We start from the raw sequence: 12,705 nt of genomic DNA on the forward strand, positions 1-12,705 counted from the left end.
TGGAACCTGACTGGCGCACAATCTTGTCCTTATGCACGCCCTCACCTATAATCATCTTGTGATGACAATCCGGTTTAGCCCCTTTACATGGAGGGGGTGCAACGCCTCTGGCGTTGCCGCCATCTTCCTCCTCACTGGATGTGTGAACTCACCCATCGTTTCCCGGACCGTGTACGAAGATCCAATCCTCCTTGTGCGATTGGATAGTCCTCCACCTCTGAAGGAGGTTGCCGGAGGATCCGATCAGCGCGTTGCCGAGTTGACCTCCACGGATCTTATTAGCCTCCTGCGATCTATTAAGATCCAGCGGGAGACAAGCTTCCTCAGCTACTGGGTTCTGAGACGAGTACCGCAACCGGAACAGGCTTTTCCCAGTGACGATGCTCAACTCCTTGCCCCTCATTTGCTGGCCGCATTGGTCAAAGCCCGACCCGATGAAACAGCCGTCTTTGTTCTGCGACGAACCCGTGAGGATGGCATTCCCCTCGTTACGACAGGCGGTATACTCATCCATGGTGATCAGCTCATTGTCTTGCTCGCGAATGCCCGCAGACCGACCACTACGTCACGAAAGCGTGAAACCTCCGAGGAGGCTCCTCTTCAGCCAATCGGAGAAATGGAGTTTCATTTCGTGCCTGAACCTCACCAGACAACCTTGGCCAGGGGCGATCTCTCAAGGACTCTCATCAAGGACTCTGTCCAAACGCTTTCTCTCGACTACAAAGCATGGCTCACTGAACCTAGCCCGGCTTCTCCGCCCAAGAAAGAATCGGAGCTGTCAATGGCGACAATCGAAGATAAACTACGCCGCTTGAAGATCTGGCGTGAACAGGGCCTGATCACCGACGACGACTATCAAAACAAGCGCCAGAAGATCCTCGAACATTTTTAAACCGCGTCCCGCACAGTCCCCGAATTTGGAAGTTTATTTGCCCATCTCTTATCAATGGCAGTCGTCGTGCGAGCAATCTTGCTTAGGATCGAATGATTTTCCCCGAATTTACAAAGCGCATCACAGTGCTCACAGAGGGCACCGAATGGAATGAAGGCCAGAGAAATATCGGCAAGATCACCACGGAAAGCTGGGCGGGCTAACTGCGCCATCACTTCTTTCTCGCGTTCATCTGGTGCCACCAGATAGACCTGGCAGGTGCAGCCGGGAATCGAGCGTACCAAATCCTCCAGCCGGAGAATGCCGGAGTAGATGGATGTGCTTTTCTCTACCTCAAAGGCGCTGACGAATTCCCCTGTCTCCGGTTTCAACCAGATCACGTCGATCAAACTCACCGTTTCCATCACTTCGGGTGGCCAGCCCATCGGGGGCAATTCCGGCACCGTCAACAGTGCAAATGCCTGACCGTCATACGACCGATGGCGGTCGTTGCGGGCCACGTATACCGCGTACTTCAGTGCGCGCCCCACTTTGATCAGCAAGTATTGAATCCGTGTGTGCTCGCTCTCTTCAGCCTGTTCCGATACTACGTCCGCATGCCGGGCGCGGGCGGTCTTCTCTGCCTTGACCTTTTCCGCCGCCAGGACCGCGTCGACATTGCCGCCGACGAGTAACCGCCCAGAACCGACCTCAAAGAGCAGGCCTGCGAATGCGCCAAGATCTTTGGAAAGACGATCACGCACGTCGGCGTTCGTGCGCACAATGACCTCGCGCATGGCCAGATAACTCTCCCAGGAGCCGAGTTGCTTCTTATCACCGAACAAGGCGTTGAAACCCTTGACCATCGCGGTGTTGAAAGGCGGGACCAATGTCGGGTGCAGGAAATAGATGATATTCGCGACCGCCGGGCCAAGGCCTTTGATTTGTGCGGCAGCAAGCCGGCTCATCTGGGCCAATACCTGCTCCTCACGCGTAGCTGTCAGACAGGCCTCAAGAAAGGCCGCAAACGTTCGCTTGTTGGCATCATTTTCATAAATGTCAGGGATGCGGAGTTTGGGCTTCCAGAAAAATGCATGAGCGGCGCCCTGAAAGACTTGCTTCTGTTCAGTAATGGCCGTCAACACAACTTCGAGCGGCGAGCCTTTGAAATCAGTCCCGAAAGTTCCAGCGGCAATGCTCTCCACCGTATCGCGGACGCCGCGTCGAATGGCACGGAAGGCTTTCATACGGTCTTCGCTGCTCACGAACCACGTATTGTACACGGATTCCGGGTCGGACTTGTAGCTATTGATGAGTTCGGTCAAGATCATCAAATCCCTGTCCTCCTTCCGAGCCTTGGGCAACGGCTTGCTAATTTGATCCGATTGGCCTATCTCCCTCTTCTCACTTCAGAACCACCGTCGCCAAACGAACGGCCGTTCCGAGGGAATCCGCCCGCAGTTCATCGAAAGCCCTCACGTCTGAGCTTTAGGTGTCGAAGCAACTGCGCATTGATGGCCACAATGATGGTGGACGCGCTCATCGCGACGGCGCCCACGCTCATCGGGAGATCGAATCCCCAGCGGACGAACAGTCCCCCGGCGACCGGGATCGCGACTAGGTTATAGGCGGTCGCCCACACAAGATTTTGAATCATTTTTCGATAGGTCGCACGAGAGAGCTCGATGGCTCCGACCACGTCACGGGGATCGCTATGCACCAGCACGATGCCCGCGGATTCGATGGCGACGTCCGTACCCGCGCCGATCGCAATGCCGACATCGGCGGTAGCCAATGCCGGGGCATCGTTCACTCCATCTCCTACCATGGCGACCTGCTTACCGCCCGCTTGAAACCGCTTGACGGCTGCAGCTTTGTCGCCGGGAAGCACCTCCGCCGCGACCTCATCGATCCCGAGGCGTCGGGCGACGGACTCCGCCACGGTTTTCGCATCTCCCGTGATCATCGCGACTCGGATACCCAGCCGATGCAGGTCGGTGACGGCTTCACGGGACTCGGGCCGGATCTCGTCTTCTACAGCAAGCGCACCAAGCAATTGTCCATCGGCGATGACGGCCAGCACCGTCCTTCCGTCCGACGCCCAGGCGCTCATCACCTTCTCCACCTCTGGAGGCACCGTGGCCAGGACCTCGGCCAACAGACGCGGTCCACCGACGGCAATGCTCTTGCCATCGACCATGGCCCGAGCCCCTCTGCCCGCCAGTGCCTCGAAGCTGGCCGCTTGTAATTGGCGCACGCCTCGGCGTGTGGCTTCTTCGACGATGGCCATTGCCAGCGGATGCTCCGAGTTGGCCTCGACCGCAGCGGCTACCGCAAGCAATTCGAACTCCGACGTCCCAGGCGCAGCTGCGATTCCGGTGACGGCAGGAGCACCACGAGTGAGTGTGCCGGTTTTATCGAAAATCACCATGTCCAACAGGCGAGCCCGTTCAAGCGCCAACCTGTCCTTCACAAGAAGACCATTCCGCGCGCCAAGTGATGTGGAGATGGCGATCACCAGCGGGATCGCCAGCCCTAAGGCGTGGGGGCAGGCAATGATGAGGACGGTGGCCGTCCGGATGAGGGCGTGTTGAGTGTCCCCCGACACCCACCAGTAGAGGAACGTCACTGCGCCGGAGGCAACGGCCACATAGAACAGCATGGCGGCGGCCTGGTCGGCCAAGGCTTGCGTGCGAGAACTCGACGCTTGGGCGGCGGCCACCAGTCGCATGATACCGGAGAGAGCGGTCTGCTCACCGACTGCGGTCACGCGGACTCGCAGGCTTCCACCGCCGGCGACCGTTCCCGCGATCACGGTCGCCCCTGCTTCCTTCGAGACTGCTTTCGACTCGCCCGTGATCATCGACTCATCGACCTCGGCGGCGCCTTCGACGACGGCGCCATCCGCCGGAACGCGCCCTCCGGGCCGGACAAGGACCACGTCACCCACGTGGAGTTCCGATAATGGCACCGTGCGAACGTCCGCGCCAGTAACCCGCTCCGCCGTGTCCGGAAGCAGTGCCGCGAGCGCATGGAGCGCGCCTTGAGCCTGGGAAATGGCGCGCATTTCGAGCCAGTGGCCCAACACCATGATCGTAATCAAGGAGGCAAGTTCCCACCAGACTTCAACTTGGAAGAGACCGACTGTCGCTGCCAGTGACGTCCCAAACGCGACGATGATGGCCAAGCTGATGAGCGTCATCATGCCTGGCTTACGGTCGGCAAGCTCACTCTGCGCCCCCCGCAAGAACACGAGCCCACCGTACAGGAAGACGGTTGTTCCGAGAATTGCGGGAATCAATGCGGAGCCAGGGAAGGAGGGCGCCCTGTAACCAAGCCAGTGTTGGACTTCGGGCGACCAGAAGACCGTGGGAAGTGTGAGGGCGAAACTCAACCAAAACTTATCGCGAAACATCGCCACGGAATGGCCCGCGTGACGATCGTAGCCCTGGGGGCCGTGCGACACCGTGTGACCAGCATGTGGGTCAGACGTCTGTCCGGGATTTGTGTGTGTCATAGGGTCCATGTTGCGCTCCGATCGTTCCCAATGGCGGTTCCTTTTACCACGATCCCAGTGACGGGCCCGCAGTAGGGCGGAGAGCAGGTTTCATGCAACCTGAGCACCCCTCCAGACGCTGCTCTTCCTTCAGTCAGACAGTTGGATCGAGTGGCAGAGGGCGTGAGTCAGGATTCCCATTTTGCCTTCCGGTTCCCGGCCATAGGCTTTCCATCCCATCCGTTGTCCACATTACAGTGCGCTCAGCATTGGTCAAAACCACGCCCGCACACCCACAACAAATCGAATCTGACTCGGGTTTCCCCCTTCTTGGCGCACGAGCGTGGCGGTCTCGCCGAAGCTTCTCTCCAGCGAGATACCAATGTAGGGCGCAAACTCGCGCCGAATCTCGTAGCGCAGGCGCATGCCGAATTCGAGATTGTTGAAACCTGAACCGGTTGTGAATTCCTCAACCTTTTGTATGGCGGCATTCGTTTCAAGGCGACTCTGGAGGATTAGCCGCTGGGTCAGCAACAGATCCTTCGTTAACGTCAGGCGCCCGGACACCGCGCCATTCTGGTCGATGAACAAGGTGGCTTCCATCGTGTAATCGTAGGGCACGATCCCCTCGATTCCGATCGCCGCGAATCCACGGGTCACATTCCGCCCGCGAAACGTTTGCGTTTCGAGGCGCGGGCCGATCTGAAAATCGTAATATTTCTGAATGAACCGGCCATACAACAGTTGAAAGTCCACGTCATAGTCTGCTTTGAAAGCCGTATCCCGTTGGCCCTCGCTTTTGAACCAGAGTCGGTTGTAATCGCCGCCGTAGTAGCCTTCGATATCCCACCGATAGTCATCCTTTGCTCCTGTCTTTCCCAGACTTGGGCGGTATTCGAGCACGTCGAACAGGGTCCAGAGGTGGTTCTCCTGATCGTTGACGGGCGGAGCCCAGTCCTGTTGTGGCGAGAGGTTCGGCAAGGTGCGGACCGGTCCGAGTGGAACGTTCGATGGGTTGCCCAACACGGTCTGTGAGGATTGCTCGGCCCTCTTCGGCGGAGTGACTGTATCGGATGTCGGAAACGGGCTCGGCCTGTTGGATGGTCCTAGCACGGTCTGAGCAGAGACGGCTGAAGCGCAGAAGACGGCGCTCAGAAGACCGACTATAGCTATCGGCTGAAAGGTTTGAAGAGGCATGGACGCACCTACGACTCCTTGTCGGACACCTCGACGACGCGGAACATCCCGGCTTCCATATGAAGCAGCAGGTGGCAATGAAAGGCCCAGCGTCCCGGGGCGTCCGCGGTGACCGCGACGGATACCCGCTCCGCGGGCTTGACGATGACGGTGTGCTTGCGGGGCAGGTACTTGCCTGCGCCGTTTTCCAAGTGCATCCACATGCCGTGCAAATGAAGCGGATGCTCCATCATCGTGTCGTTGACGAACGTAAGACGTAGCCGTTCTCCGTAGTGAAAACGAATCGGCTCCGGCGCATCGGAATATTTTTTCCCATTGAACGACCACATATACCGATCCGCCATATTGCCCGTGACGTGCAGTTCGATTTCCCGATCCGGTTCCCGTTGGTCAGGGTAGGGGGTCAGGCTTTTCAAATCGGTGTAACGCAACACCCGCCAGGGGCTGTTCTCCAGCCCTCTACCTGGTTCCCCAAACCGGTTCTGCGAATACTCGGCCACCGTTTGGTTGCCGGTGCCATGATCATCGGGGGCATGCTTGACGGGTTCTGAGCCAGGAATCCTTGAGCGGCGTTGATCGTATTCTTCCATTCCTGGCATTTTGGACATGTCCTGTGGATGCTGCCCTTTCTGTGTAGACGGCATTTCCGAATCATGCTGCGTATGTTCCGTATTTGGCTTAGGGTCGGACGGCTCCATACTCGGCTGATCCCCCCTTATCTCCATGCCTCGCATCGCCATTTCGCTGCCATGTGGCATCTTCATCCCCGGCATATCCATGCCATCCATCTCCATGCCTTTCATGCTCATCCCCATGTCTTCCATCGTCCGAAGCGGACGAGGACGACGTTCTGGAATCTCTCCTTCCATCCCAGGCCGAGGGGCAAGCGTTCCGCGCGCGTACCCGCTACGATCCAGCGTCTCGGCAAAGATGGTATACGCACGATCGTCCGTGGGCTCGACGATCACGTCGTAGGTCTCCGCCACTCCCATACGAAGCTCTTCCACCGCGACGGGCTGGATATTCTGCCCATCGGCTTGCACAACTGTCATCGTGAGGCCAGGAATACGCACGTCATAAAAGGTCATAGACGCCGCATTGATGAAGCGAAGGCGGACTTTTTCTCCAGGGCGAAACAGGCCGGTCCAATTAGCACCCGGAGACATGCCGTTCATGAGATAGGTGAAGGTGTAGCCGGTGACATCCGCGAAGTCCGTCGGATTCATCCGCATCTGATCCCACATGAGGTAGTTCTTCAGCGTCGCCCGCAAGCCCCAGTTTGCGATATTCGAGAAGAACTCACCCGCGGTACGTTCTTGGAAGTTATAGTAGGCTGGCTGCTTTTTGAGATTAGCGAGCACGGACTCCGGCGACTCGAAGGTCCAATCCGAGAGCATCACGACATAGTCTCGGTCGTAGTGAAATGGCTCGGGTTGGAGTGGATCGAGGATCATCGGCGCATAGACGCCTAGCATCTCCTGCCCCCCGGAGTGACTGTGATACCAGTAGGTGCCGCTCTGTGTGACCGGAAAGCGGTAGGTGAAAGTCGTACCGGGCTTGATGCCGGCGAAACTCACCCCCGGCACGCCGTCCACCACGGGCGGGAGCAGAATGCCATGCCAATGAATCGACGTAATTTCCCCCAAGCGGTTTGTGACCCGCAGGGTCACCTCTTGGCCCTCTCGCAGGCGAATCACAGGGCCTGGAATCGTTCCATTGACGGTGATCGCGGTCGCGGTTCGTTCGTTCACTGTAAAGGGCGTTTCACCGATGGTCAGATCGATGACCTCTCCCCTCAGCGGCGTTTGTGACCATACAGATGAATGAATGTTGGTAGCAGCGTTCGTCCAGGCACAAGCGGGAAGGAGTTGTTGTGCCGCGGCCAACAGCCCCAGCGCCCCAGTGCGTTGCAGGAACAGGCGGCGTGTCATACGGGTACCCTGAATGTCCATGACGATGTTTCCTTATTCCTATTCTCGAGCGGCTCTCACGCTTGCTCCGTACGGCCCGCCCCTCTCACGCGCTCTTCTTTCATTTCGCGCATGAGAAAATAGTTGAGTCCGGTGCGGATCACCACGATGGCGCCCAACTTGCCGATTTGGTCCCAGCTCGGTGCAATCGCCGTCGAGAGGATGTCCGCGGCCAGTTCAAACTCAATCGCGAGTGCCAGATAACGCGCCAAGGTCAGCCGGACCTCGACGTAATGTTCGGGCCGTTGCAAAGCAAGCGCGCGTCCAAAACCGTAGATCGCCACAATGACGCCGATCGCAATCACGAGCGCGCCCATCGTTTCTACGGCGAGCCGCAGCCACTGCACGAGAGTGATAATGGTGGCTTCGACGGCTTCCATCATCGACTTTGCCTTTCCGAATGCACCACTCCATCATGGTTCCATCCCGACCCTGCATCAATGATGCTTGTAGTACCCCACCCCACGCAGATCGTTCCACGATGTCGTCTGATGGCACCGGTAACATTGGTTGACTTGCACGTTGTCGCAGCACCGACTGCCGAGCGTCCCTCGGGCGACAACGTTCTTAGACACCATGGCAAAGTGTTCCATGTAGTGGCTCGGCGGCGCCTGATGGCACTGTGCGCAGTCCATCGAGCGCGGGGAGGGATGCCGGTAGTCGGCGATCGTCCACTGCTCCGTCCCATGGCAGTCGCTGCAATTTGTACCGAATAGGCCCACATGGCGGTCTTTCGTCGCGTGGCACGTGATGCAGTCCAGCGCCGTTGCCGGTCGAGCGGCCCCGGACTGATCACGAAGCCAATATCGAATCAGGTCGGTTCTCGAAAGGGTTTCGGTCTCCGGATCGGATATCCGTAACTCGCTCCAGCCAATCCACGCGAGGGCCGCGTGGTCCATCGCGACCGGACGCACATTCACGCCCCGGTGCTCGATATGGCACTCAGCACAGCGGCTGATGTCCGCATGAAAGGCAGTGGGTTGCCGCTGGAGCAGGATGTAATTGTTCGTATGGCAGACGATGCAGTTGGCCGCCTCAACGCCGTGAATCGAGGTGTGACAGGTACTGCATTTCTGTTCAAGGAACGCATGGGCGTTCGAGAGTGGCCCTGGACTGATAAAGCCTTGCAACTGTTCAGCGTTGGCCGGCATATGAACGCGCACTACTCCGAGGGCGAGGGCCGCGAGAGCCAGACCGAGCACGACCACAATGATCCACTTTTTCATGGACGGAACCATCTTAATCCATAATAGAGGGCAGCCCAGACATGAATGCCGAGAAGGACCATGAGAACGGCGGACAATACGATGTGCGCGGTGAGCCATCTCGAGAAGGCCCGCTTCAAGGTTTCGTGCATCTTGACGGCATAATCGACATCAGCAATGGACTCTGCGAGCCGGATGGCTCGCGCGGCTGCCTGCATCCCGTTCTCGGCCCTCGGTCCCGACAGAAGCCATCGCGACCACCGGGCTTGCAATGCTGTCATGAGTGCCGGCTGGGGCGCGCTGCGGAGCTCCATCGCCACCCAGTCGTAGGCCGTCTGTAATCCGGATAGCGTGGCTCTCTTTTCACGCACCTCCTGGGACGTCTGATTGAGCAGATAGCGCCCGATGAACCCGCTCACCACCACCACCAACATCGCCGCGGTCAGCAGCATGCCAAGCATACTGTCGAATTTATGTCCCGTATGCAGAAGGCCAAGCATGGAACCGACGAGGCCCGCATAGACATGCCAGGCGAGTAGCGTGCGAAGCGAGACCCACTTTGTGACGAGATTCTTGATCGCGGGGATCCGTTTCACCGGGGCATACAGGATACAAAACACCATCAGCAGCGCGCCCGAGACTCCCAGCACGCCCCCCGTCAGTGACCCTGCAAAGCGCGGGGAACGGTGCACCGCAAAGCCGAGCCAGAGCGCGAGCATGAGAAGCAGCATTCCGGTCACGACGAGCCGTTCGCGTTCCTGCATTACGCCTCCACCTCCACGTTGGCTGTGGACCTGGCCTGGCAGGCGAGAATGATGTTCGCCGCTTTGTCTTGTGGGGTTAGCGCCTCTTCGACCGCCATCGTGACCAGCCCGGAGAGGAGTTTGACCTTGCAGACCCCGCAGTAGCCTTGCCGGCAGGAGTAGTCGATGTTCACCCCGACATCCTCAGACGCTTCCAGCAGGGTCTGGTCCTTCGCCAACGGCGCAGTCTTCCCCGAGCGAACGAATCGGCACGTGGTCGTGACTGCGGCCTGCCCCAGTTCCACAGGAGTGGGTGCGCCGGGGGGCTTGGTCGGCCGCGGCTCCGCCCCGAGAAAGTTTTCGCTTTTGACCTGGTCCGGAGGGACTCCCATGTCGGCGAGGATGCCTTTGACGGCCTCCATCATCGCGGGCGGCCCGCAGAGGTGGATGCGCCGCGTCGTGAGATTCGGGACGGCCTTCGTCAACAAGTCTCGGGTGACATGGCCCCGTGGTCCGGTCCATGCGGATGAGGTTTCCCTGCTGAGCGTGATCGTCAGCTGGAAGTTCTCGTAGCGTCGGACGAGATACTCCAATTCCTCGTGGTAAATGAGATCCTGCATGGTGTTGCAGGCATAGATCATGAAGATCTCCCCGGTCCAAGCTTGGTCCGTCAGGCAACGGATCGCGCTCATCAACGGCGTGATCCCGACGCCGCCGGCAATCAGCACGACGCTCGGGGCCTCGTGGCCGCGAAAGGTAAATTTTCCGAACGGCCCGCTCACGCTGATGAGGTCTCCGACCTGGATACGCTCATGTAGATAATTCGAGACCAGTCCGGCTGGCGTCTGCTTGACCGTCAGCTCGCAGAATGTGCGCCGGCATGGCGAAGAGGCGATGGAATAGGATCGCTTCGTCTCCTTGCCGTCGATATTGACGGTGACCGTCAAAAACTGGCCGGGTTCGAACACGAAAGGGAGGACGGGAAGGTCTCCCCCGGACGGATGCACCAGGCGAAATGTTTTTACGTCGGCCGTCTCCTGAAAAATCTTGGCCACCCGAAGTTGTCCAGACCAGCGGCCGGCGGGGACTGTCACGAGGGACGTGGCGGCGTCCGACGCTGCAGGTGTTCTGGCTACCATGATAGGAGCGGCGCTCGCGGCCGGTGGTGTCGCACTCGGCCTCAGCAGCGCCGCGGAGAACTCCTGTCTTTCTCCCGCCAGGCTTGCCAGCAAGGCGTCCGCCCGTCGCAGGCGGTGGTAGTACATCCACACCATAGAGGCGGTGGAAACGAGCAGCAGGGCCATGACGAAGTAATGAAACCAGGACAGCCCGAAGATGCCGTGCGGGGGCGGGCCGGACGAGGCCGGCAAGAGGTGCATCTCTCGCTTGAACCATTGCAATGCGATCTCGCGCGGCGCCCTAGCGTCGGCAAGCGCCCGGTGCGCCGCGAGCCCGCTTTCAAACTGCGCCAAGCCCTCCCGCATCTGCTCCGTGGCCTGCTGCATCAAGACGTAATCGTCGCGCACCGCACTCGACGAGAGCGCCGAGAGGCCTTCCGACATCAGCTCCGCGCCCTTCGTCATTCGCTCGTGGGCCTGGCGTTCGACCTCCGCGCGCGTCTCGAGGGCGAGGCCCGGAAGGCTCATCAAGGAGGGATAGAGTTCTTTGGGGGGTGAAGTCCCCATTCCCATCCCTCCCATCTCCCCCATGCCACCGCCCATCCCCTCGCCCGAAGCTATACCCGACGCGTTGCTCGAACCAGCCGAATCACCTGGACCCGGATGGTGCTCCGCATGTTGCCCCTGTGCCGTGTGGTCGAGAGACGGCACAGCCCATCCCAGAGCGCTTGCTAAAATTGCAGCCGACCAACGATTGCAATGCATCTTCATCGCCTCACGCATCTTTGCTAGCGCATCTCATGAGGGCCAGACAGGGGATCTTTCCCCTCGGAGTGGGAGCCACGGCCACCTCGCCTCTGTCCCATTCCCATATGCCCCATCCCCTCTTGAATGGGACACTGACCGGTCTTTGAAAGAACGGCACAATCCTTTGCGATATCCCGCTGGCAGTCATCGGCGGACTTCCCCATTCTTAGACAGTCCGCCATCTTCTGCTACATATCCGCCATATTTTTTCGCAACTCCAGCGACGCCTGGCTCGACTTGTCTTCTCCGAAACTCAAGGAAGAGAGACTCAACACAAAACAAACAAGAACGACTGGAAGGATGTGTCTTGGTGTTCGCATGGCACTTACTCCTTTCATGGTTCGGTCTTTTTACTTTGGAGTGGATGTCATCGTCCCCAGCAGGGCCCGATGTTGATCATGTGTGAGCACATTGGTGGCCTCCCCCACCGCTCGGATGAAATTCATGCGCTGATCGGCCCGCAGCTTCTCGATCTCGGCTACTTTGGCTTGGATTTTGGCAGCATCCGGCTGGTCGGCGCCCGTCAACAGGTACAGATCCTGCTCGGCTTGATCGATGCGGCGTTGCTGCGTCGCGCGGTCGAGAAGGGCCTTCTCCTTCAACCGATTCAACGTCGTCTTTTGTTCAGGGGTGAGGACAATATGCTGTGCATGGTCAAGGAAAAACCCGGTGGACCCGATGTGATACAAGTGGGAGGCGCCCGGCTGTCCCGGCATGGTGGATGGCGATCCTTTCATGCCGCCCATACTGGAACTCTTCATGCCACCCATCATCCCTCCCATTTCGCCCATACAACACATCTTCATGTTGCCGCCTGAGGTCATCCCGCCCATCTCGCCTTCCATCATGCCCATGCCGCCGCCTCCGCCGGAAGACATCCCGCCAGAAGACATGCCGGCCATCTCTCCTTCGTCGTCCATCATGCTCATGCCCATACCGGGGCTACCCCCGGACGACATGCCGCCCATCTCACCTTGATCGTCCATCATGGGCATGGCGCCCCCGCCGCGCATCTTTCCGCCACTTCCCATCCCGCGGTTGCGCTGCTGGGTGTGCTGCTTCTCAATAACGGCCTGCAAAGTTGCGACCTGTTGCTGCAATTGCTGAATCTGTTCGGCCAAGGCTCGAGTCTCGGGAGCCTGAGCTCCCGCATGTTGCACGGATGACTTCTGGGCCTGCGCCTCTAGCACCCCCACTGCCAGACCTCCGGAAAGCAGGAGCAGTCCTGCAGCTCCGAGCACCGTCCACCGCCTTTGCTTGCTCATGACATTCATAAAGTTGACTCCTTTCATTGTGAT

At 59.0% G+C, this 12,705-nt stretch carries 10 protein-coding genes; 1 reads left to right on the plus strand and 9 read right to left on the minus strand.

The window, feature by feature from the left end; all coding sequences use genetic code 11:
• Positions 1 to 142 precede the first annotated feature (142 nt).
• Positions 143 to 892 (plus strand): hypothetical protein, encoded by a 750-nt coding sequence (locus H8K03_18140; protein UVT19685.1) that lies wholly within the window; start codon positions 143 to 145, stop codon positions 890 to 892.
• Here H8K03_18140 and H8K03_18145 read toward each other — a convergent pair.
• From H8K03_18145 to H8K03_18185, 9 genes are all read right to left on the minus strand, one after another.
• Positions 889 to 2,202, minus strand: a complete 1,314-nt coding sequence (locus H8K03_18145; protein ID UVT19686.1) for a hypothetical protein — start codon at positions 2,200 to 2,202, stop codon at positions 889 to 891. The genes H8K03_18140 and H8K03_18145 overlap by 4 nt on opposite strands.
• A 131-nt stretch (positions 2,203 to 2,333) precedes the next feature.
• Entirely contained in the window at positions 2,334 to 4,397 is a 2,064-nt protein-coding gene (locus tag H8K03_18150) for a heavy metal translocating P-type ATPase (GenBank protein UVT19687.1), read from the minus strand.
• Positions 4,398 to 4,640: 243 nt separating this feature from the next.
• Positions 4,641 to 5,564 carry a copper resistance protein B gene (locus H8K03_18155; protein UVT19688.1) on the minus strand — a complete coding sequence of 308 codons (924 nt, stop codon included), beginning with the start codon at positions 5,562 to 5,564 and terminating at the stop codon, positions 4,641 to 4,643.
• An 8-nt stretch (positions 5,565 to 5,572) separates the two neighbouring features.
• A complete protein-coding gene (locus H8K03_18160; GenBank protein UVT19689.1) occupies positions 5,573 to 7,516 on the minus strand; it encodes a copper resistance system multicopper oxidase in 1,944 nt (647 codons plus the stop codon).
• Positions 7,517 to 7,551: 35 nt separating this feature from the next.
• A complete protein-coding gene (locus H8K03_18165; protein UVT19690.1) occupies positions 7,552 to 7,917 on the minus strand; it encodes a DUF1622 domain-containing protein in 366 nt (121 codons plus the stop codon).
• A gap of 54 nt (positions 7,918 to 7,971) precedes the next feature.
• On the minus strand, positions 7,972 to 8,760 hold the full coding sequence (locus H8K03_18170; GenBank protein UVT19691.1) for a hypothetical protein: 789 nt from the start codon (positions 8,758 to 8,760) through the stop codon (positions 7,972 to 7,974).
• The gene (locus H8K03_18175; GenBank protein ID UVT19692.1) at positions 8,757 to 9,503 is read right to left on the minus strand and encodes a hypothetical protein; all 747 of its coding nucleotides are present in this window, start codon (positions 9,501 to 9,503) and stop codon (positions 8,757 to 8,759) included. Before H8K03_18175 ends, H8K03_18170 begins: the two co-directional genes overlap by 4 nt.
• Positions 9,503 to 11,365: a 2Fe-2S iron-sulfur cluster binding domain-containing protein gene (locus H8K03_18180; GenBank protein UVT19693.1), complete on the minus strand. Its 1,863-nt coding sequence runs from the start codon at positions 11,363 to 11,365 to the stop codon at positions 9,503 to 9,505. Before H8K03_18180 ends, H8K03_18175 begins: the two co-directional genes overlap by 1 nt.
• A 392-nt stretch (positions 11,366 to 11,757) precedes the next feature.
• Positions 11,758 to 12,681 carry a periplasmic heavy metal sensor gene (locus H8K03_18185; GenBank protein ID UVT19694.1) on the minus strand — a complete coding sequence of 308 codons (924 nt, stop codon included), beginning with the start codon at positions 12,679 to 12,681 and terminating at the stop codon, positions 11,758 to 11,760.
• Between the last annotated feature and the right edge of the window lie 24 nt (positions 12,682 to 12,705).

The organism is Nitrospira sp. (assembly GCA_024760545.1).
Classification (GTDB): domain Bacteria; phylum Nitrospirota; class Nitrospiria; order Nitrospirales; family Nitrospiraceae; genus Nitrospira_D.